The 22,109-nt window shown below is 68.6% G+C and carries 18 protein-coding genes; 11 read left to right on the top strand and 7 right to left on the bottom strand.

Annotation, left to right across the window (positions count from 1 at the left end; all coding sequences use genetic code 11):
• Positions 1-376 precede the first annotated feature (376 nt).
• A complete protein-coding gene (locus ACY0I8_RS02400) occupies positions 377-1,249 on the bottom strand; it encodes a hypothetical protein (protein ID WP_461393431.1) in 873 nt (290 codons plus the stop codon).
• A gap of 169 nt (positions 1,250-1,418) precedes the next feature.
• On the opposite strand from ACY0I8_RS02400, the gene ACY0I8_RS02395 reads away from it, so the two are divergent.
• The 11 genes from ACY0I8_RS02395 (at position 1,419) to pnp (ending at position 13,736) form a co-directional block, all read left to right on the top strand.
• Positions 1,419-2,726: a TolC family protein gene (locus tag ACY0I8_RS02395; RefSeq protein ID WP_461393430.1), complete on the top strand. Its 1,308-nt coding sequence runs from the start codon at positions 1,419-1,421 to the stop codon at positions 2,724-2,726.
• A gap of 85 nt (positions 2,727-2,811) precedes the next feature.
• Positions 2,812-3,786 carry a permease gene (locus ACY0I8_RS02390; protein ID WP_461393429.1) on the top strand — a complete coding sequence of 325 codons (975 nt, stop codon included), beginning with the start codon at positions 2,812-2,814 and terminating at the stop codon, positions 3,784-3,786.
• 134 nt (positions 3,787-3,920) lie between these two features.
• Positions 3,921-4,367 carry a ribosome maturation factor RimP gene (locus ACY0I8_RS02385; protein WP_461393428.1) on the top strand — a complete coding sequence of 149 codons (447 nt, stop codon included), beginning with the start codon at positions 3,921-3,923 and terminating at the stop codon, positions 4,365-4,367.
• Positions 4,368-4,408: 41 nt separating this feature from the next.
• The gene (nusA, locus tag ACY0I8_RS02380) at positions 4,409-5,773 is read left to right on the top strand and encodes a transcription termination factor NusA (protein ID WP_461393427.1); all 1,365 of its coding nucleotides are present in this window, start codon (positions 4,409-4,411) and stop codon (positions 5,771-5,773) included.
• A 69-nt stretch (positions 5,774-5,842) separates the two neighbouring features.
• Positions 5,843-8,314 (top strand): translation initiation factor IF-2, encoded by a 2,472-nt coding sequence (gene infB / locus ACY0I8_RS02375; RefSeq protein WP_461393426.1) that lies wholly within the window; start codon positions 5,843-5,845, stop codon positions 8,312-8,314.
• 10 nt (positions 8,315-8,324) lie between these two features.
• Positions 8,325-8,612: a DUF503 domain-containing protein gene (locus ACY0I8_RS02370; protein ID WP_461393425.1), complete on the top strand. Its 288-nt coding sequence runs from the start codon at positions 8,325-8,327 to the stop codon at positions 8,610-8,612.
• Positions 8,613-8,738: 126 nt separating this feature from the next.
• Positions 8,739-9,101 (top strand): 30S ribosome-binding factor RbfA, encoded by a 363-nt coding sequence (rbfA, locus tag ACY0I8_RS02365; RefSeq protein WP_461393424.1) that lies wholly within the window; start codon positions 8,739-8,741, stop codon positions 9,099-9,101.
• Positions 9,076-10,071, top strand: a complete 996-nt coding sequence (locus ACY0I8_RS02360; RefSeq protein ID WP_461393423.1) for a DHH family phosphoesterase — start codon at positions 9,076-9,078, stop codon at positions 10,069-10,071. The genes rbfA and ACY0I8_RS02360 overlap by 26 nt, the downstream gene beginning before the upstream one ends.
• Positions 10,068-10,976 (top strand): tRNA pseudouridine(55) synthase TruB, encoded by a 909-nt coding sequence (gene truB, locus ACY0I8_RS02355; RefSeq protein WP_461393422.1) that lies wholly within the window; start codon positions 10,068-10,070, stop codon positions 10,974-10,976. Before ACY0I8_RS02360 ends, truB begins: the two co-directional genes overlap by 4 nt.
• A 302-nt stretch (positions 10,977-11,278) precedes the next feature.
• Positions 11,279-11,548 carry a 30S ribosomal protein S15 gene (gene rpsO, locus ACY0I8_RS02350; protein WP_459940365.1) on the top strand — a complete coding sequence of 90 codons (270 nt, stop codon included), beginning with the start codon at positions 11,279-11,281 and terminating at the stop codon, positions 11,546-11,548.
• Positions 11,549-11,585: 37 nt separating this feature from the next.
• A complete protein-coding gene (gene pnp, locus ACY0I8_RS02345; protein WP_461393421.1) occupies positions 11,586-13,736 on the top strand; it encodes a polyribonucleotide nucleotidyltransferase in 2,151 nt (716 codons plus the stop codon).
• A gap of 98 nt (positions 13,737-13,834) precedes the next feature.
• Here the strand turns inward: pnp and ACY0I8_RS02340 are convergent, their stop codons facing one another.
• The 6 genes from ACY0I8_RS02340 to ACY0I8_RS02315 form a co-directional block, all read right to left on the bottom strand.
• Positions 13,835-14,644 carry an amidohydrolase family protein gene (locus ACY0I8_RS02340; protein WP_461393420.1) on the bottom strand — a complete coding sequence of 270 codons (810 nt, stop codon included), beginning with the start codon at positions 14,642-14,644 and terminating at the stop codon, positions 13,835-13,837.
• The gene (locus ACY0I8_RS02335; RefSeq protein ID WP_461393419.1) at positions 14,641-15,195 is read right to left on the bottom strand and encodes an LptA/OstA family protein; all 555 of its coding nucleotides are present in this window, start codon (positions 15,193-15,195) and stop codon (positions 14,641-14,643) included. The genes ACY0I8_RS02340 and ACY0I8_RS02335 overlap by 4 nt, the downstream gene beginning before the upstream one ends.
• Positions 15,196-15,613: 418 nt before the next feature.
• Positions 15,614-16,912, bottom strand: coding sequence for a hypothetical protein (locus ACY0I8_RS02330; RefSeq protein WP_461393418.1), 1,299 nt, complete (start codon positions 16,910-16,912; stop codon positions 15,614-15,616).
• A gap of 189 nt (positions 16,913-17,101) precedes the next feature.
• Positions 17,102-17,620, bottom strand: coding sequence for a hypothetical protein (locus tag ACY0I8_RS02325; protein WP_461393417.1), 519 nt, complete (start codon positions 17,618-17,620; stop codon positions 17,102-17,104).
• A gap of 452 nt (positions 17,621-18,072) precedes the next feature.
• Entirely contained in the window at positions 18,073-18,411 is a 339-nt protein-coding gene (locus ACY0I8_RS02320; protein ID WP_461393416.1) for a P-II family nitrogen regulator, read from the bottom strand.
• A 54-nt stretch (positions 18,412-18,465) separates the two neighbouring features.
• Positions 18,466-21,987 (bottom strand): efflux RND transporter permease subunit, encoded by a 3,522-nt coding sequence (locus tag ACY0I8_RS02315; RefSeq protein ID WP_461393415.1) that lies wholly within the window; start codon positions 21,985-21,987, stop codon positions 18,466-18,468.
• Positions 21,988-22,109: the final 122 nt, after the last annotated feature.

Raw genomic sequence — 22,109 nt, 5'->3', positions numbered from 1 at the left:
CGTACGAAGACCAACGAAAGTATTGTCAGATCCACGGCGTTGCTGCGGAAACCTGCGGGTGGGGGGCTGGTGGAGAGCCGGGTGCGGCCCCTTACCTCGCCGTGCCATCACCACGCCCGGATCGCTTTGAAAGATCCGGAACGTCCGCCACCGCCGCCCCGCCCTGCCGAGCCGACAACGGCATGGAAAGGCGCGGTGATCGGGTGCCGCACTCGCGCCCGGCCGGAACCAATCCCCCACCCGCCCCCGGCAATACTTTATGAAGGTATTCGTAGTAACGGGCGAAGCCCCACGACCAACGACTTACGACCAACGACCTACGACCGACGCCCTAACGTCCTCGCGCCCGCCGCCCGCAGCCTAGCCGCCTAGCCGCTCAGCTGCCTAGCTGCCCAGCCGCCCAGCCATGCCACCGCGGACAGACCTCCGGCGTCGGGAGTCCCTCGAGGCACAGGAGCCTCCGGTGATGGCGCACCCCCCCGCCGTCGTCCCGGTACACGTCGAGGAGGGTTCCGCCGGGGCATCGGAGGCAGGTCTCGGGCTGGTGGGGGAACGCCGTGGCCGCGGCCTTGGCCACGAGCCCGTCGGCCGCGGTCCAGACCCGGCCCGTCCCCCGATCGCCGAACTCCACCCGGCCCACCCTCCGGATCACGATGCGGCCACGGTCTTCGGCCACCTCGCCCAGGCACTCGACCCGGTCCCCCGCCCGGAACCCGTGCCGGTCCTGGGCCGCCCGGGACACCCGCAGGTACACGGGCGCGTCGATCCGGGTCCAACCCAGGTGGGCGCCGGCGAGCACCACCAGAAACCCCTGGTACCGCACCCGGCTCCCGGCGTCCACCTCCTGGACGAAGCGGGGCTTCACCTCGGCCACCTCGCCCGACACCTCCACCCGCCGGCCCACCGTCTCGTCGAACCAGCGCTCGAAGGCTTCGAGCTCCCTGCGGAAATCGAGCCACTGGCCGGGCGTGAGCAGAAGCCGGGGCTGCTGGTGAACCTTCTCCTCGTCGTACTCGGGGCATCCCCGGCACAGCCGGCCCACGTGGCGGAATTTGCGTTTGCAGGTCTTGCCCTTCTCGAGCCGCTTGCACCGCCACCGGAAGTAGAGGCACCCCCGCGGGTAGCACCCCTTTTCCCGGAGCACGTGGTACGGGCTCACTGACCCCGCGAAGTCCTGGTGAGCCACGTGATCGCAGGCGAACACCCCCCTTCGCTTCCAGGGGTTCGAAAACCGCTCGGCCTTTCGCATCCCGCGCCTCCGCTCCGCCCGGCGAATGGGGGAGCCTGGGAGTGTACCCCGGCGGGGACCCGGCTGCCACGTCCCCGGGGTTGCAACGGCCCCGCCCCCCGGCGTACGGTACGCGCCTGAATTTTCATTCAGCACGGCACGCGGCGGAGTTGCCGCGGGGAGGAAGGCCATGAAGCGGGGTTGGGTACGAGGGGTCTGCGCCACCTTCACCGCCGCCCTGTTGGCGGGCACGGCCGCGTACGCGGCGGATCCGCTCCGGCTCGACCTGCCGGGCGCGGTCACCCTGGCCCTGGAGCAGAACCACGAGGTGCGGCGGGCCCGGGAGAAGCTCCTCCAACTCGAAGGTCAGATCACCGAGGTCAAAAGCCAGGTCTACCCCCAACTCGGCGTGGAGGCGGCCTACCGGCGAAGCTACGACGAGAGCTTTCTCGACACCTTCGGCGGGTTCATCCAGCCCGAGGCGACGAACTTCTACCAGATCAAGGGCACGCTGGATCAGATCCTCTTTTCCTGGGGCCGGGTGTCCACCGCCATCGAGATCGCCCGGGTGGCCCGGGAGCAGGCCTCCTGGGAACTCCAGGCCGTGGAGCGGGACGTGAAGCTCCGGGTCCACGAGGCGTTCTACGACCTCCTGCTCGCCCGCCGGCTGGTGGAGGTAGCCCAGGAGACCCTGACCCAGAAGGAGCGGCACCTGGAGGTGGCGCAGAAGCGGTTCGAGGCCGGGGTGGTGAACGAGTTCGAGGTGGTCCGGGCCCGGGTGGCGGTAGCGAACGCCCGGCCCCCCGTGATCCAGGCCCAAAACCGGGTGCGCCAGGCCCAGGCGCGGCTCAACAACCTGCTGGCCCGACCCCAGGACGCCCCCCTGGACCCCGTGGGCGAGCTCGCCCAGGAACCGCTGGCCGTCGGGGATCTGGGGGCCGTGATCGAGCAGGCCTGGGAGCGGCGGCCCGAACTGGCGGCCCTGGCCCGGGCCCGGGAGATGGCCGAAAAGAGCCTCAGGCTGGCCGAGGCCGAGAACAAGCCCACGGTGGGCCTGCGGGGGGAGTACGGGTTCGGCAGCCAGGAGTGGGACCGGCTCGATTTCCGCCGCGAGCAGTGGGTCGTGGGGGTGCAGCTGCGCTGGCCCTTCTTCGACGCCGGGAAGACCCGGGGCAAGGTGGCTCAGGCCCGAAGCCAGCTCAGGGACGTGGAGATCGCCATCGACCAGGCGAAGCAGGGGATCGCGCTGGAGGCCAAGGTGGCGCTCGATGCCGTGGAGGAGGCCCGCCAGATCATCGAGGCCGCGGGCCAGAACATCGAACAGGCCGAGAAGGCCTTGGAGCTCGCCGAGGCCTCGTACCGCTACGGCGTGGGCACGGCGCTCGACGTGACCGACGCCGAACTGGGCCTCACGGCGGCGCGCACCGATCTGGCCCGGGCCCTGCGCGACTACATGGTGGCCCGGGCCCGGGTGCTGGCCGTCACGAACGATCTTTGACCGGCCCCGAAACCTTTCTTCGGTTCCCGGGTAGAAGAAGGTCCGTTTTCCCCGGCCCCGGCGGGGGCCGAAGACCCTTGAGCCCATGACGATACCGCACGAACTGGCCGGGATCGGCCAAGACCTGCTGGCCGAGATCGCGGAGATCTGGCCCTACTTCCTTGTCGGGGTGGCCCTGGAGGCCTGGATCCGCACGAAGAAGTGGCACCTCAAGATCCGCCGGACGCTCACGCGCTACGGGCCGTGGGCCGTCCTGATCGCCACGGTGCTGGGGGTGGTGAGCCCCCTGTGCGCCTGCGGCATCCTGCCGCTCACGATCAGCCTGATCCTCGGGGGGCTGCCGCTCGCGCCGGCCATGAGCCTTCTGGTCACCTCGCCCCTCATGAGCCCGGCCGGGTACACCCTGGCGGTGAAGAATCTGGGGCCATACTGGGCCAACGCCGAACTCGCCGCCGCGGTGCTCATGGGGCTCTTCGCCGGCATGGTGACCCACTGGTTCGAGACCCGGGGGCTCCGGCTCGAGACCCTGTTCCGCAAGGAACTGCCCCAGGGAAACTTCCACGACCCCGATTACCCCGAGGAGATCCTTCGCTGCCACTGCAACGAGATGCTGAGCAAGCGGGTCGAGGCCCGCGGCGGGCACCCCGTGCTCGTGTACCTGGCCAAGGCCTGGGAGGGCGGGGTCAAGGTGGGGAAATACGTGCTCCTGGGGCTCCTCATCTCCGTGGTGGCCCAGCGGTACGTGCCCAACGAGTGGATCGACCGGCTCCTCGTCTCGGGGAGTCCCCTGTCCGTGCTGGGCCTCACGGTGGCCGTGGTGCCCCTTCACATCACCCAGATCACCGCCACGGCGATCCTGTTCGGGTTCAGCGACCTGGCCGTGTCCCGCGCCGCCGGCATGGCGTTCCTGGTGGGCGGACCGGTCACCGCCCTTCCGGTGATGGGCGTGTTCGTGACCCTCTTTCGGCCGCGCCTTCTCGCCCTGTACTTGGGCATCTGCCTCGTGGGCACCCTGCTCGTGGCCTGGTCGTTCCAGGCGCTCGGGTGGGTGGGCCTGTGAATTTTCGCCTTTACACAAAACGCTTTCGCTGATACCCTTTCGCTCTTCGCTTCGAGGCACTCCGAAGTGGGCCATTCGCCCACTTTTTTCGTTTCGGCCCGGCTATGCACAGAAGCGCAAAGGAAACCGAACTCGTGGGCCTCCTGGGCCCGGTGGTGGAGGACGCCGGCTACGAGCTGGTGGACCTGCGGCTTCGCACCGAGGCCGGCCGGCTGGTGCTGCGCGTTCTTGCGGACCGCCCCGGCGGGATCACCCTGGACGAGTGTGCCCGGCTGAGCCGGGAACTGAGCGCCCACATGGACGTGGCCGACCCGATCCGTGGGGCCTACGTGCTCGAGGTGTCGAGCCCGGGCATCCGACGGCCCCTGACCCGGCCCGAGCACTTCGACCGGTTCGCCGGGGAACGGGTGGTGGTGAAGACGACGACGGCCCTCGAGGGAAGAAAAACCTTCCGGGGCACGAACGCCGGGCTTTCGGCCGACGGCCGGTCGGTGCGGGTGGAGGAGCACGGCGGCGGGACGGTGGAGATCCCGCTCGAGATCGTCCGGGAGGCGCAACTCGACCCGGAAATCCGGTTCTGAGGCGCCGCGACAAGGGACACACGAGACCGTACGGGGAAACCATGAAAGATCTGAACCGCGTCATCGATCAAGTCGTCCGGGAGAAGGGAATCGATCGGGAGGTCCTGATCGACGCCCTGGAGCAGGCCATGGCCACGGCCGCCCGGCGGCAGTTGGGCAACCGGAACATCGAGGCCCAGTTCAACGAGGAAACCGGGCAGGTGGAGATCCTGGAGTACATGACCGTGGTGGAGGAGGTGGAGGACTCCTACACCCAGATCAGCCTCCAGGAGGCCCGGGAAAAGTACGACCCCGAGTGCGAGGTGGGCGACGAACTCGGCATCCCCCTGGAGTTTCGCGACATGGGCCGGATCACGGCCCAGGTGGCCAAGCAGGTCATCATCCAGAAGGTGCGGGAGGCCGAGCGGGAGCTCATCTACAACGAGTTCATCGACCGCCGGGGCGAGATCATCAACGGCATCGTCCAGCGGTTCGAGCGGGGCGACATCATCGTGAACCTCGGCCGCACCGACGCCGTGCTCCCCCACTCGGAGCAGATCCGCAGCGAGAACTACCGCCAGGGCGACCGGATCCGGGCGCTACTGCTCAAGGTGCAGAAGGAGTCCCGGGGCCCCCAACTTGTGCTCTCCCGGACCCATCCCGATTTCGTGAAGAAGCTCTTCGAGGCCGAGGTGCCCGAGATCCGCGAGGGCATCATCGAGATCAAGGGCTGCGCCCGCGACCCGGGCGAACGGGCCAAGCTGGCGGTGGTGTCCCATGACCCCGACGTGGACCCCGTGGGCGCCTGCGTCGGGGTGCGCGGGAGCCGGGTGCGCGCCGTGGTCCAGGAACTCAAGGGCGAGCGCATCGACATCGTGGTGTGGAACGAGGAGCCCGCCCTGTTCGCCGCCAACGCCCTCTCCCCCGCCCAGATCTCCCGGGTGCTGGTGGACGAGGAGCGCCAGACCATGACCGTGATCGTGCCCGAGGACCAACTGAGCCTCGCGATCGGCCGCCGCGGCCAGAACGTCAAGCTCGCGGCGAAGCTCATGGGCTGGAGGCTCGACATCATCACCGAGCAGGAGGCCCGGCGCCGGGAGGAGGAACGGGGTAAGATGCTCCAGCTTCCCGGCATGGACCCCCTCAAGGTGGCCCTGCTCGGCCGGATCGACGTGCACACCCAGGAGGATCTCTCCAAGGTGCCGATCCCGAAGCTCTGCGAGGCGCTCGGCATCGAGACCGAGGAGGCCGAACTCCTACGCGAGGCGGCCCGCAAGGCCTTCGAGGCGGAACTGATTGCGGCCACGAGCCAGGAACAGGAGGGGGCGGAGGCCGAACCGGAGGAATCGCAACCGGAGAGCCCGGCCGAAGAGGCGGCGGCCGGAACCGAGGAGGACGCCGCGGAGGAACCGCCGGCGCAGGAGTAAAGCCCCACCGGACCGGGAGGGCTCCCCACGGGGTATCAGAAACCACTCTTCCCTGGTAGGAAGGCGGGAATGGCGAAGATTCGGGTATTCGAAGCGGCAAAGAAGCACGGGGTCGAGGTCCAGGATCTCCTCAACGCGCTGACGGAACTCGGGGTGAAGGTCCGAAGCCACCTGTCCCCGGTGGACGAGGCCGAACTCCAGCCGGCGTTGAAGACGCTGGGCGCCGGTGAGGCCGAAGAGGAGAAGCCCGCCGCCCCGAAGCCGGGTAAGGTGGTCCGCCGGCGACGCCGGAAGAAGGAAGAGCCCGAGGAGGCCGCAGCCGAGGCGGCCCCTGCGGAACCCGCCGAGGCCCAACCGGAGCCCGAACCCGCCCCCGTGGTAGAAACCGCACCCGCCGAACCGGCCCCATCCGAGGAGGCGCCGGCGCCGGAAGCCGAGGGCGAGGCCCGGGCCGAACCGGCCGAAGCCGCGGAGGCCGCTGCGGAGCAACCCGCCGAGGAAGCCGCCGAGAAGGAACCGGAGGAGGCCGCCGAAGCCGCCAAGGAGGAATCCGAGGGGGAGGAGCGGTTCAAGCTCAAGGTGGTGCGGTTCATCCACCATCTGCCGGAGCAACCGGCCCCTCCGCCGCCCTCCTACCAGATGTCCAAGGAGGAGCGCGAGGCCGCCAAGGCCGCCCGCAAGGCCCAGAAGGGCAAGAAGGGCAAGAAGGCCAGGCGCGAGGAGGCCCGGGGCAGGCCCCAGAAGAAGGCCGCCCCCCAGCCGCTCAGCACGGTGGCCCCCAAGGCCCAGAAGCGCAAAATCCGGATCGGCGAGGTCATCACGGTCTCCGACCTGAGCCAGCGGATGGGCGTGAAGGCCACCGAGCTCATCCGCCAGCTCATGGGCCTGGGGGTGCTCGCCACCATCAACCAGACCATCGACGTGGACACCGCGGCCCTAGTGGCCTCGGAGTTCGGCTACGAGGTGGAGAGCTACCAGGTGGGCGAGGAGGAGATGCTGGCCCAGGCCGAGGACCGGCCCGAGGACCTGAAGCCCAGGCCCCCCGTTGTCACGGTTATGGGCCACGTGGACCACGGCAAGACCTCGCTCCTCGACGCGATCCGGGAAACCCGGGTGGCCGACCGGGAGGCCGGCGGGATCACCCAGCACATCGGCGCCTACGAGGTGGAGACGAGCCGCGGGAAGCTCGTGTTCCTCGACACCCCCGGCCACGAGGCGTTCACCGCCCTTCGGGCCCGGGGCGCCAAGGTCACCGACATTACGGTGCTGGTGGTGGCGGCCGACGACGGCATCATGCCCCAGACCATCGAGGCCATCGACCACTCCAAGGCCGCCGGGGTTCCCATCATCGTCGCCATCAACAAGATGGACAAGCCCGACGCCGACCCCGACCGGGTGAAGCGCCAACTCACCGAGCACGGCTTGGTGCCCGAGGAATGGGGCGGCGACGTGATCTGCGTACCGGTGTCGGCCAAGAACCGCACCGGCATCGACGACCTCCTCGAGATGATCGCGCTCCAGGCCGAGCTCATGGACCTCAAGGCCAACCCCAACAAGCCGGCTCGGGGCGTGGTGATCGAGTCCAGGGTGGACCGGGGCCGAGGCCCGGTGGCCACGGTGCTCGTGCAGGACGGCACCCTCAAGGTCGGCGACGTGGTGCTCGCCGGCCAGCACTACGGCCGGATCCGGGCCCTCATCAACGACCAGGGCAAGCGGGTCAAGGAGGCCGGCCCCGCGATTCCCGTCGAGATCCTGGGGCTCGGGGGCGTGCCCACCGCGGGCGAGGCGTTCCAGGTGGTGGAGAGCGAGCGGGTGGCCAAACAGATCGCGGCCCGCCGCGCCGAGAAGGCCCGCCAGGAGGAGATGGCCAAGACCCGGAAGGTCAGCCTTGAAGACCTCCACGCCCGGCTGGCCGAGGGCGAGGTCAAGGACCTCAACCTCATCGTCAAGGCGGACGTGCAGGGCTCGGTCGAAGCTCTCACCAAGGCCCTGGAGGAGTGCTCCACCGAAGAGGTGCGGGTGCGGGTGATCCACGGCGCGGTGGGGGGCATCACCGAGAACGACGTGAACCTGGCGGCGGCCTCCGAAGCGATCGTCATCGGGTTTAACGTGCGCCCCGAGGCCAAGGCGGCCCAACTGGCCGAACAGCAGGGGGTGGACGTGCGCGTCTACAACGTGATCTACGAGGCGATCGACGACCTCAACAAGGCGGTCCAGGGACTCCTGGCCCCCACCGTCGAGGAGAAGGTGCTCGGCCGCGCCGAGGTGCGCCAACTGTTCCGGGTCCCCAAGGTGGGCACCGTGGCGGGGTGCTACGTCACCCAGGGCGTGGCCCAGCGCTCCGCCCGGGTGCGGCTCCTGCGCGACAACGTGGTCGTGTACGAGGGCCAGCTCGCAAGCCTCAAGCGGTTCAAGGACGACGTGCGCGAGGTGCGCGAGGGGATGGAGTGCGGGCTTTCCATCCAGAACTTCAACGACATCAAGGAGGGGGACGTCGTCGAGTTCTACGTGGTGGAAGAGAAGGCCCGGGGCGAGGACTAGGACGGGAGCCGTGGTCATCGGCGTCGCCCGGTTCGATCTCTATATTCCGGAGGCCCGGAGCCTCAAGGAGAAGCGCTCGGTCGTGCGTCGGGTGGTGGATCGGGTGCGAAACCAGTTCCCCGTGAGCGTGGCCGAGGTGGACAGCCTCGACCTCCACCAGCGGGCCACCATCGGATTCGCCGTGGTGTCCGGATCGGCCGAGGTGGCCGACCGGGTGGTGGAGGGCGTGCTCCGGTTCGTGGAGGACCAACACCTGGCCCAGATCCTCTCGGTGGACCGGGAGTTCGTCCACTTCTGACGTCCGTCGGCCCCGGACCCAACGGTGGAGATTGCGCCGACGTCGGACCGCGGCCATTTGGACAAGGCGGGGAATTGGCTTCCTAGCCTCCAAGCCTCCCAGCCTCCCAGCGTTTCAGCAGAGCCCATGGAAACCCGACGAACCCGCCGCGTGGCGGACCTGCTTCACCACGAGATCGCCTGGGTCCTGGAACGGGAACTCAAGGACCCCCGCGTGGGGTTCGTGACCGTGACCGGGGTCCGGGTGAGCGCCGACCTGCGCCACGCCCGCGTGTATTACACCGTGCTGGGCGACGAGGCCCAGCGGGCCGAGACCCAACGGGGCCTCGACAGCGCCCGGGCCTTTGTGCGGCGCGCGGTGGGAATGCGCATGCGCATCAAGGTGGTGCCGGACCTCAAGTTCGTCTACGACGAGGCCTTCGAGCGGGGGCTTCGCACCCAGGCCGCCATCGAGGACATCGCCGATGACGCGGAAAACCCGGATCGTTGAGGTCCGCCGGGCCCTGCTGTCGGCCCGGCGCGTGCTCCTGCTGTCCCATAAGAACCCGGACGGTGACGCCGTGGGCTCGTCGCTCGCCCTTCTCTCGGGCCTTTTGGCCCTGGGGAAGACATGCGACGTGGTGAACGTGGACGGAGTGCCGGCGAACCTGCTGTGGCTTCCGCTCGCCGAGCGGGTGGCGCTCCTCCCGGAGGACGGGGGCTACGACACCGTCGTGTTCCTGGACTGCGGCAACCCCGACCGGCCCGGGCTCGACCTCGAACCGCTGCGCGGGGCCCGCTGGGTCAACATCGATCACCACCCGGGCAACGGGGAGTTCGGCCAGGCCAACCTGGTGGACCCCGGGGCCTGCGCCACGGCCGAACTGGTGTACGAGGTGCTCCAGGCCCTGCAGGTGCCCGTGGGGTTCACGGCGGCCACCAACATCTACACGGCCATCCTGACCGACACGGGTTGCTTCCGGTTCTCCAACGCGAACGCCCGCGCCTTCGAGATCGCCTCCCGCATGGTGAACCGGGGCGTGGACCCCTCCTGGGTGGCCCAGATGGTATACGACCAGCAGCCGGTCAACCGACTGCGCCTCCTGAGCCGGGTGCTCGAGACCCTGGAGCTTTCGCCCCGGGACAAAGCGGCCTGTGTCACGGTGACCCGGGAGATGTTCCGGGCCACCCACACCGGGGTCGAGGACGTGGAAGGGTTCGTCAACTACCCCCGGTCGGTGTACGGGGTGGAGGTGGGATTCCTGCTCCGGGAGGAGGCCGACGGGAGGTACCGGGTGGCGTTCCGGTCCAAGGGCCGGATCGACGTTGCCGAGATCGCAAGCGAGTTCGGGGGCGGTGGCCACCGGAACGCCGCCGGCGCGACCATCGAGGGCACCGCCGCCGAGATCCGGCAGCAGATCTTCGACCGGGTCGAGGCGGCGTGGGACGACCTGCTTCTGCGGCGGCGCGAAGCCGGATGAGTGTACCCGGCGCGGGCCTGCTGGTCGTCCGAAAGCCCCCCGGCCCCACGTCACACACCACGGTCGCCCGGGTCCGGCGCGCCCTGGGAGCGGACAAGGCGGGCCACGCCGGCACCCTGGATCCGTTCGCCTCGGGGGTGCTCCTGGTAGGGCTCGGCCGGGCCACCCGGCTCCTCGAGTACCTGGTGGGGCATCCCAAGACCTACCGCGCCCGCGTCCGGCTCGGGGAGGAGCGGGACACCCTCGACCGCACCGGGGAACTCCTGCGCTCGGCCCCGGTGCCCCCCCTCGACCTCGCCGAACTCGAGGCCCTTCTGGCCCGGTTCCGGGGCCGCATCACCCAGGTTCCCCCGGCCCACTCCGCCATCAAGGTGGGGGGCGAGGCCCTCTACCGGAAGGCGCGGCGGGGGGAGGAGGTCGCCCCGCCGCCGCGGACCGTGGAGATTTTCCGGCTCGATCTGGTGGCCTGGCGTCCCCCCGACCTCGACCTGGAGGTCGAGTGCTCGGCCGGGACCTACGTACGGTCGCTCGCCCGGGACATCGGCGCGGCCGCCGGGTCTGGGGCCGTGCTCTGGGAGCTCGTGCGCACCCGCTCGGGGCCCTTCGGCCTCGACGAGGCGATGGACCTCGAGGAGGTGGAGCGGCTGGGGCCCGACGCCTGGGATCGGGTGCTTCCGCCCGAGCGCATGGTCGCGGCCCTGCCCCGGGCCGACGTGGGCCCGGCCGAGGCCCAGCGGATCCTCCACGGAACCGCCGTACCGTGGGAGGGGCCGGACGCCCCGGCCCTTGCCGTGTTCGGCCCGGATGGGACCCTCCTCGCCGTGGCCCGGGCCGACGCGGGGCTCCTGTGGCCCACGAAGGTGGTGGGGGGGCCGGAAGGCGGGAACGCTCGGAAGCTCTCGTAGGCCACGAGGCACGGCCTGTTCGCGATACACTGCCACGGGGTAGGCGCCGGTGCTCTCGCTGGCGGGCGGGGCAAGGGGCCTCCGGAATTGGGGGCGATCCCCGCCGTGCCAGTCGGAAGCCGGCAGGATCGGGATGCGGCCGTCCTTCCCGTACCCGGGTTCGTCGGAGCGGCGGGGCGGTTCCTTTACCGGATTCGGCGATTGTGCTAAAAAGTGGCGTTCATCCCCGCTCGGCGGGGTTCGTGTGCCGGCTCGGGGCCGGCGTGCTGACGGAAACGAGGAAACACCAGGAGGATACGAAGATGGCCCTCACCCCCGAACGAAAGCAGGAGATCATCCAGCAGTTCCAGACCCACGACGGGGACACCGGATCCCCCGAGGTCCAGATCGCCCTTTTGAGCGAGCGGATCAACTATCTGACCGAGCACTTCCAGCACCACCACAAGGACCACTCGTCCCGGCGGGGCCTCCTGAAGCTCGTCGGCCAGCGCCGGCGGCTCCTGGAGTACCTGAAGAAGAAGGACATCGAGCGGTACCGCACCCTGATCGACCGGCTCGGGATCCGGAAGTAACTCCCAGTCCCCTTCCCCTTTTCGTTGGAGTATCGCGTTGTTTGACACAAAGACCGTAGAGATCGACCTCGGGGGCAGAGCCCTCACCATCGAAACCGGCCGCATGGCCCGACAGGCCCACGGCGCCGTGGTGGTGAGCTACGGCGGCACCGTCGTGCTCGTCACCGCCGTCGCCGCCGAGGAACCCCGGGAAGGCATCGACTTCTTCCCCCTAACCGTGAACTTCCAGTCCAAGACCTTTGCCGCCGGGAAGATCCCCGGCGGCTTTTTCAAACGCGAGGGCCGCCCGCCGGACTACGACACCCTGGCGTCCCGGCTGATCGACCGCCCGATCCGGCCCCTGTTTCCAAAGGGATTCCGGTCGGAGACCCAAATCATCGCCACGGTGCTCTCCCACGACTCCCAGAACTCCCCCGACGTGCTGGGCATCGTGGGGGCGAGCGCGGCGCTGTCCATCTCGGACATCCCGTTCCAGGGCCCCATCGCGGCCGTGCGGGTGGGCTACGTGGACGGCGAGTACGTGGTGAACCCCACCCTGGAGCAGCTCGAGCGCAGCCGGCTCAACCTGGTGGTGGCCGGCACCCGCGACGCCGTGACCATGGTGGAAAGCGGGTCCAAGATGCTGTCCGAGGAGGAAGTGCTCAAGGCCATCGAGCTCGGCCACGACGAAATCCGCCGCCTGGTGGAACTCCAGGACCGGCTGGTGGAAGAGGCCGGCAAGCCCAAGAGGGAGGTCCCGGCCGTGGAGCCCGATCCCGAGATCGAGGCCCGGGTGGCCCCGATCTTCGCCGAGCACGGGGTCGCGGCCTACAACGAGCCCCGGAAGAAGGCCCGTTACGCCCTCCTCCGCCAGGCCAAGCAGGCCCTACTCGAGGCCCTCACCGAGGAGGAGCGCCTGCGGGAGAAGGAGTACCTGGCCGCGTTCGACGACCTCGCGAAGCGGCACGTGCGGCGGATGATCCTCGAGGAGGGCCGGCGGATCGACGGCCGGGGCCTCGCGGACATCCGGCCCATCGACTGCCAGGTGGGGGTGCTGCCCCGCACCCACGGCTCGGCCCTGTTCACCCGGGGTGAGACCCAGGCCCTGGTGGTCACCACGCTGGGCACCTCCAGCGACGAACAGCTCATCGACGCCCTGGAGGGCGAGTACTACAAGCGGTTCATGCTCCACTACAACTTCCCGCCGTTCTCCGTGGGCGAGGCCCGGTTCCTCCGGGCCCCGAGCCGGCGGGAGATCGGCCACGGGGCGCTGGCCGAGCGGGCCCTGGAGCCCCTGCTTCCCGATCAGGAGACGTTCCCCTACACGATCCGGGTCGTGTCGGAGGTGCTCGAGTCCAACGGGTCGAGCTCCATGGCCACGGTGTGCGGCGGGAGCCTGAGCCTCATGGACGCCGGGGTCCCCGTGGCCGCGCCGGTGGCGGGCATCGCCATGGGCCTCATCATCGAGGGCGACCGGTACGCCGTGCTCTCCGACATCCTGGGCGACGAGGACCATCTGGGCGACATGGATTTCAAGGTGGCCGGCACCCGCGAAGGGATCACGGCCCTCCAGATGGACATCAAGGTGGCCGGCATCACCCCCGAGATCATGCGCCAGGCCCTGGAGCAGGCGCGACAGGGCCGGCTCCACATTCTGGGGGAGATGGAGAAGGCGATCGCGGCGCCGCGGCCCGACATCTCGCCCTACGCCCCGCGGATCACGGTGATCAAGATTAACCCCGAGAAGATCAAGGACGTGATCGGCCCCGGCGGCAAGACGATCCGGAAGATCATCCAGGAAACCCAGACCTCGATCGACATCGAGGACGACGGCAGCGTCATGATCGCCAGCACCAACGAGGAGCAGTGCAAGAAGGCGATCAAGATGATCGAGGACCTCACCCAGGAGGCCGAGGTGGGCCGGGTGTACGAGGGCATCGTGCGCCGGGTCACCGACTACGGGGCCTTCGTCGAGATCTTCCCGGGCACCGACGGGCTGCTGCACATCAGCGAGATCGACAAGGACCGCGTGAACAAGGTCACCGACTACATGAAGGAGGGCGACACCGTGCCGGTGAAGGTGATCAGCATCGACAACACCGGCCGGATCAAGCTCTCCCGCAAGGCGGCCCTCTACCCCGACGAGCCCTCGGGCGGAAACGGCCTGGAGGAAGGCGGCCGGAACCACCGGCGCGGCGGCCGGCGGTAGCGTTCTTGAGCCGAAAACGCCGAAACGGGCAGCCCGGGGAAGGGCTGCCCGTTTTCGTTCGCCGGGACGGGTGCCGGGCCGCGCCGGAGGCGGGCGGTTCAGGACCCGATTCCCAGCAACTCCCGGGCGTTGCCGCCGAGCACCCGCCGTCGGTCCGTCTTGGTGAGATACGGAAGCGACTCCAGGTACCGCCGGTCCTCGGCCGGGTGGCCCCAGGGATAGTCCGTGCCGAACACGATCCGCCGGCTCCCGTGGCGCTCGAAGAACCGTTCCAGCACCTCGGGCGGCATCTTCCGCAGCACGAAGGAGGTATCGAGGTACACCCCCGTGCCGAGGAGTACGCGCGTGGTTTCCTCGTACACGTCCTCCCCGCCCATGTGGGCCGCTACGACCCGTAGCTCCGGGAACCGCTCGTGCACCTCCCGGAGGCCCCGGGGGGTCGCGTGCACGGGGTACCCCGGGAGCCCCCGGTCGAGACCCGCGTGGTAGAGAATGAACAATCCGGCCTCGGCCGCCGCGCGATACACCGGAAACATCCGGGGCTCCTCCACCCGGAACCCCTGGTAGTCGGGATGGAGCTTGAGCCCCGGGAACCCGGCGTCCCGGAGCCTCCACACCTCCGCCTCCGGGTCCGGAAGGTCGGGGTGGAGCGTGGCCAGGGGGACGATCCGGGGGCTTCGCAGGCCTTCCAGCCACCGGTTCACCCGGTCCACCTGCTCGGCCCGGGTCGTGATCCGCGAAACCACCGCCAGATCCACCCCGGCCTCGTCCATGGCCCGTTCCAGGCCGGCCACCGTGCCGTCGTAGTAATGGGGAATCCGGGCCCTACGGCCCATGTCGGCCAAGACCACGGAGGCCCGGTCGGGCTCGAACACGTGGGCGTGGAAGTCGATGATCACCTCGCTCACTTCTCCCCCCCTGCCGCGGCCCGCAGCCAGGCCGCGAGGCCGTCAACCGGGCCGGCATACCCCTCCTCCACGGCAAGCCCCCGCCCCTTTCGGGGCACCCAGACCCGCCCTCGGAACGCTACGTCGCCGGACCGGCCGATAAGGGCCTCCTCGGGTTCGGCGGCCATGCCGTCCACCCTCACCGAAACCTGCCCCGCCAGCCGCACCGCCCCCCGACCCGGGGAGAACGTACCCCGCCGGGCCGAGGCCTCCAGGGTGATCGTCCGGGATCGAAGGCGCACGGAAACCGCCTCCAACGCCACCTCGCGTCGCAAGGGGGTGCGGAAAAACCCCAACACCTTGGCGTCGCGCTCCACGGCGCGTTTCGCCCGGATCTCGAGGGTCGTTCCCCCGCCCGGATCCTCCTCGACGTACTCCACCCCCTCGGCCGCCTGGCGCACACCGGAGAAACCCGCCCTCGTCGTTGCCGGGGTGTGGCGCGGGCTCGGGTGAGGCCTCCCGAGGAACCAGTAGAGCGCCCCACCGACGAGGGCGCCCAAAACGAGGAGCATGAAAAGCGACCTACGCGTCATGGCGACCCGGGTACGTCGATACGAGAAGGGGGAGGCCCGCCCTCGCGCGGGTCTCCCCCTGGGGAGGGGACGAGCACGCGGAGTCAGGGTTGTGGTCCCTGCTCCCCGTAAAATTTCCACGGATCGGACGAGTCACCCTCCCGATACACGAACTTTTGATTCTTGGGGTGATCGCCCCAGGTGTGCGTTTTCTCGAACCCGGGCAAACCGGAGACCTCGATCCAAAGGTTGTAGGGCACCGAGTCCCCGAATGTGGCGGCCGTTTCCGTGATCAGCGTGAAGCACCCGTCACTTCCCGTGACCGCCGTCCCTCCATCCAACCTGGTGCCCACCACGGCTCCCTGGATACGGGTCATGGCGTCCCACGGGATATCGTCGTTCGCTCGCCGCACGCACCCTACATCGCGCCAAGGTCGGCTTCCCGCTGGTAGGTATAGTGGTCGATCGTGATCCCCTCGGTGGACCCGGAACGCTGCACGTATTCCTTGGCGGTTACGGGTTCGCCGTTGACGAGGGGAATCCGCGTGCCGTTCGTGGCACTCCAGAAGTACACAACTGGTTCGCCGCCCGCGGGCCACTCGACGTCCCCCAGCAGGCTTTCGAAATACGACGTGAGGTACGCCTGCCCCTGGGCATCCGGCGTGACCTTGGTGCCCTCGAACGGCTGGTCGAAGAGCACCGAGAGGTCGGCGCTCAGCACCGTGAGGTACACGGACACGGAACAGTCCAGAGTCCCCTCCGTGGAACCAAACCCGCACGACTCGTCCCCGACCTCCCAAATCCGGATGGGTACATGGCCGCCTTGGGAAAGCGAGGTTTCAAGATCCGAGAGCGTCTCTTGGAGGAACGGCACGTACCCCTCATCCTCCGGATCCAGGGTGAAGAGGTCGTCCGACTGGTCGTCGGTTTCGCCGGTGAGCGCATCGAGGGCCCGGTCCAGGTTGCCCAGGGCGTCCGCAAAGGACGATTTCGCGGTGGCGAGCCGCGCTGACGCGTCGCTTTGGAGGACAACGTTCGCGAGATCGTCCGGGAGCACCGGCTCGGCGGCCGGATCGCCCGTGTACTCGTACGCCAAGGCGAACGAGAGGACCCCCTTCAGCCCCTGGAGGACGGCCCGCCCGAGGTACACGTCGGCGTCGTCCACCTCCACGGTGTCGCCCTGAACCGTGAGGGTGAAATTCACGCCGGGGCCCACGCCGTCCAGAAGCGCCAACGCCTCATCCAGATCGCTGAGAAGCGCCTGCGCCGCCGACGGATCCACGGCCACCTGTGCCACGGCCCGGGCCGCCCTTCGAGGGAGACCGGAGGCAAGGGGAACGAGTTCGAGATCCCACAGGGACGTGCCGCTGAGTTCGTAGCCCGCCTGGGCGAGCAACTCATGCAAGGGGTCGTCGGGGTCCTGGAGGGCATTCTCCACCACCTCGGCCAGTGTGAGGCCCGAGAGCACCACCTTTCCCTCGGTCGGCAACTCGTCCGGAGCTATGCCCTGGAGTTTCTGCGCAGCCCCCTCGAGATCCCCGCTTGCCAAGGCCGTCTTCGCCTCGTCCAGGGCAGCCTGTCCGGCCGGGGGCCCTCCCCCGCCCGCCCCGGTGTCCCCGCCGCCTCCTCCTCCGCAGGCGGCCAGGCCGACGACCGCGGCCAGACCCAGACCGAAACACGCCCTTCGCCACCGTCCGCTCAGCGCTCGTACGTCCATGGCACTCCTCCTTTCGCTGGTGCCCGTTACCCTCCGGCTATTCCCGAATCGCACAGGACAATACGAATACGCTCGCCCCCTCACCGAGTCAACCGGGGGAGCGTGCCGCAAAAAAAGCGCGCCCCCTCCCCGGCCGGAACGGGCCGAAGAGGGGGCGAGGGGATGCCGGGGGGGAGACCCGATGGGGCCCTACTCCACCGTGTAGGTGAACTCGTCGAGGAGCGTCGTGTCGCCGGCCACGATCTTCGTCTTGATCGTGTAGGTGCCCTTGGCCTTGAAGTTCACGTCGGCCCCGAACCCGCCGCTCATGGCCATGCACATGACCTTCTGCTCGGTGCCGTCGGGGCCCACGATCTTGTAGCCCGCCTTCCCCTGGGTCACCTTCTCACCGTTCGGGCCCATCACGTACACCATGAGGTGGTGGGTGCCCATCTTCGACATGTCCATGCCCTTCATGGACATACCCTTCATGCCCTTCATCGCTTCCATCTTCTCTTTCATGTCGATCAGGTGGTAGGCGAGTTCGTAGCCGTTGACCTTGGTCTCCCGGATGTCCTCCCCCATGTGCTCGGAGTGGTCCATCCCCATGGACCCGTGGTCGTCCATCTTCATGCCCTTCATCGAGCCGTGGCCCGAATCGGCCAGGGCCGGCGTGCCGAGGGCGAGGCCCGCGAGGGCCACCAGGGTGAGGATGGTTCGCTTCTGCATGGCTTCTTCTCCTTTTCGTTTGAAACCGTTTCGCGGGTTGGGTCCGGTTCGTCCGCCCTCCCCGGCAACCCGCCACCGGGGAGGGGGATGTTGGTGTAGGGTTCACGACTCACGCCGACGGAAGTATTGTCAGATCCCCGTGGCCGCTACGGGAACCAGCAGGTGGGGGGCTGGTGGAGAGCCGGGTGCGGCCCCTCACCTCGCCGCGCCATCACCACGCCCGGACCGCTGTGGAAGATCCGGAACGTCCGCCACCGCCGCCCCGGCCCGTCGTGCGCACAGCGGCATGGGAAGGCGCGGCGATCGGGTGCCGCACTCGCGCCCGGCCGGAACCAGTCCCCCACCCGCCCCCGGAGATCCTTCTGAAGGGATTGGTAGGATGCTGGGCGGCGAAAGGCATTCCCGGCTCTAGCGCCACAGGGCCTTCGGGCGGGGACTCCCCGCCCCCCGGGTCACAGCGCCTCGGTGCTCTCGGCTCCGGAGCGGATCTTCACCAGACGGTTCAGGTTCTGCACCGCGACCACCCCGTCGCCCGGCTGGCCGGTGCAGGCCGCGCACCGGATCACCTCCACCATCTTGGCCTCGTCCTTGTCGGGGCAGATGAGTTCCAGCTTCACCATGCGGTTCACCCGCCGGCCGAACTCCATGCTCACCTTGCTCTGGTCCGGGTCGAGGTTCGGCCCCACGGCGAGCACGTGGGTAAGCGTGGCGTTCAGGATGCCCTCCTGGGTCAGCGCGTCGAGCACCTCGTCGGCCCGCTCCACCCGGATGTAGGCTCGGATCAGCTTCATGGGTCGTCCTCCGTCGGTTCAGGGTTTTTCGTGGGCCGGGCCGCGCCCGCCCCGTTACTCCGCGTCGTCCGCCGGCTCGGCGTCGGTGGCCGGGCCGTGGGCCAGGGCGCCCCGGAGTTCCCAGCGCTTCCAGATGTCGTACACGGCAGGGATGATCACCAGGGTCAGGATCGTCGAGGAGATCAGCCCGCCCACCATGGGCGCCGCGATCCGCTTCATCACCTGGGAGCCGGTCTCGTGGCCCCACATCACGGGCAGGAGCCCGATCAGGGTGGTGGCCACGGTCATGAGCTTGGGCCGCACGCGCTCCACGGCACCCTCGATGATCGAGGCGTGGAGATCGCCCGTCGTGTTCAGGAGGCCGTGGGTCCGCCGGCGGTGGAACGTCTCGTCCAGGTACACGAGCATCACGACCCCGGTCTCGGCGGCGAGCCCGGCCAGGGCGATGAAGCCCACCGTCACGGCCACCGAGAGGTTGTAGTTGAGCAGATAGAGCAGCCACACCCCGCCCACCAGGGCGAAGGGCAGGCTCGCCATCACGATGGTGGCCTCCACGGCGCTGTGGAAGTGCACGTAGAGCAGGATGAAGATGATCACCAGGGTGACCGGCACGATCACGTTCAGGGTCTTCCGGGCCTTCTGCATGTACTCGTACTGGCCCGACCACACGATGGAGTATCCCGGCGGGAACTTGACCTCCCGCTCGACGATTTTCTTGGCGTTCTCCACGTAGCTCCCCACGTCCACGCCCTTCAGGTCCACGTAGATCCACGCGGTCTGCCGGGCGTTTTCGCTCTTGATGCCCGGGGGCCCCTTCTTGATCTCGAGCCGGGCCAACTGTCCCAAAGGCACCTGGGCCCCCGTGGGCGTGGGCACGAGCACCCGCCGGAGCTTCTCCAGGTCGTCCCGGAGTTCCCGGCTGTAGCGCAGGTTCACGGGGTAGCGCTCCAGCCCCTCCACCGTGTAGGTCACGTTCATGCCGCCGATGGCGGTCATGATCACGTCCTGCACGTCCTGCACCGTGAGCCCGTACCGGGCGATCTCCCTGCGGTCGATCTCGAAGTCCACGTAGTTCCCGCCCGTGACCCGCTCGGAGTAGGCCGAAAGGGTCCCCGGGATGTCCCGCACCACGGCCTCGATCTCGGCCCCCAGGTCCGAGAGCACCTGGAGATCGGGGCCCATGAGCTTGATGCCCACCGGGGTCTTGATGCCCGTGGAGAGCATGTCGATCCGGGTCTTGATGGGCATGGTCCAGGCGTTGGTGAGGCCCGGGAACTGGATGGCCCGGTCCAGGTCCTCCACGAGTTCCTCGATGGTGATGTAGCGCTCCTCGGGCCAGATCTGGGCCAGGGGCTTCTTGAGCCAGCCCGGCCAGTCCGAGAAGAACCGCTCCACCTTTTTCTTGCGCCACTCGTGGAGCACCTTGCCCCGCTTCACCTCGGGCCAGATCAGGGTCAGGGGTTTTTTGAGCCACCCGGGCCAGTCCGAGAAGAACCGGCGCACCGGGATCTCCTCGTACTCCACCGGGGGCCGGAGCATGATCGTGGTCTCGATCATGGAAAGCGGCGCCGGGTCGGTGGCCGTCTCGGCCCGGCCGATCTTGCCCAGGGTGTGGTGCACCTCGGGGAAGCTCTGGATGATCTTGTCGGTCTGCTGGAGCAACTCCTTCGCCTTGGTGATGGAGATCCCCGGGAGGGTGGTGGGCATGTAGAGGAGGTCCCCCTCGTTCAGGGGTGGCATGAACTCGCTTCCCAGCCGGCTCAGGGGAAACCAGGTCACCACCACCACGGCCACCGCCACCAGTACCGTGGTTTTCCGCCACCTGAGGACCACCCGGATGAACGGCAGGTAGAGCCGGATGAAGAACCGGCTGATCGGGTTACGGGCCTCGGGGATCATCCGCTGGGGCACCAGGCACACGACGGCGAAGGCCGACACCGCGAGCGCGGCCAGCAGGCTCCAGTCGGGCAGTTCGAGCCCGGCCAACCCCCCGGCCACCACCAGGAGCGGTGGGCCGACCACGGCCCCCACCCAGGTCCAGAACCGGCGGCGACGGGTGGTGTCGGGCGAAAACGTCTCCTCGCGCACGAAAAACGTCATGAGCACCGGGATGATCGTGACCGCCAGGATCGACGAGGCCGCCATGGCGAAGGTTTTGGTGTAGGCCAGGGGCTTGAACAGCCGGCCCGACTGCTCCTGCAGGGCGAACACCGGCAGGAAGCTCACCGTGATGATGAGCAGGCTGTAAAAGAGCGCCGGGCCCACCTCCTTGGACGCCTCGAGGATGATCTCCAGGTGGGGCCTCCGCCCCCGGTCCCGCTCCAGGTGCTTGTGGGCGTTTTCGACGAGCACCACCGAGGCGTCCACCATCACGCCGATGGCGATGGCGATGCCCCCCAGGCTCATGATGTTCGCGTTGATGCCGAGCGGGTACATCACCAGAAACGACATCAGGATGCCCACCGGCAGCGTAAAGATCGCCACGAAGGCCGACCGGAAGTGCAGGAGGAAGATGACGCAGATGAGGGCCACCACCGTCATCTCCTCCAGGAGCTTTTTCGTCAGGGTGTCGATGGCCCGCTGGATGAGCCCAGACCGGTCGTAGCCCGTCTCGATCACCACCCCCTCGGGCAGGCCCTTTTCCAGGTCCTTGAGCCTCTCCTTCACCCTGCGGATCACCTCCAGGGCGTTCTCCCCGAACCGCATCACCACCACGCCCCCCACGGCCTCGCCCTCGCCGTTCCACTCGAGGATGCCGCGCCGGAGTTCCGGGCCCAGGTGCACGTGGGCCACCTGTTTGAGCAGCACCGGGGTGCCGTACTTGTCCACCCCCACGGCGATCTGCTCGAGGTCCTCGATGCCCCGGAGGTACCCCTTGCCCCGGACCATGAACTCGGTCTCGCCCATCTCGATGAGCTTGCCGCCCACGTCATTGTTGGACCGCTGGATGGCCCGCCGGACCTTCTGGATCGGGATGCCGTAGGCCAGGAGCTTATTGGGGTCCACCTCCACCTGGTACTGCTTGACGAACCCGCCGACGCTCGCCACCTCGGAGACCCCGGGCACGGCCGTGAGCTCGTAGCGCAGGTACCAGTCCTGGATGGACCGGAGTTCCGAGAGGTCGTGGGTGCCCGTGGTGTCCTTGAGCACGTACTCGTAGATCCACCCCACCCCGGTGCCGTCCGGGCCCAGGCTGGGGGTCACGCCCGGCGGCAGACGGCCGGCCACGAAGTTGAGGTACTCGAGCACCCGGCTTCGGGCCCAGTAGAGGTCGGTGCCGTCCTCGAAGATGATGTACACGAAGGAGAACCCGAAGAACGAGTACCCCCGCACCACCTTGGCGTAGGGCACCGCCAGCATGGCCGTGGTCAGCGGGTAGGTGACCTGGTCCTCCACCACCTGGGGCGCCTGGCCCGGGTACTCGGTATAGATGATCACCTGGACGTCGGAGAGGTCCGGGATCGCGTCCAGGGGGGTGTTGGTCATGGCCAGCACCCCACCCAGGATCACGAACACCGTGGCCAGGATCACCATGAACTTGTTGTTGATGGACCATTCGATGATTTTTTCGATCATGTCGGGTATCCGCTCAAAAGCTGGGAGGCTAGGGCGCTGGGAGGCTGGGAAGCAAAGCCACCTGTGCTCAGGCAGCGTTGCCCGGCCCCCTGCCTCCCTCTCCCCCCACCGGGGGGAGAGGG

The organism is Deferrisoma sp. (assembly GCF_054681715.1).
This window is presented reverse-complemented; position numbering and strand designations above follow the sequence as displayed.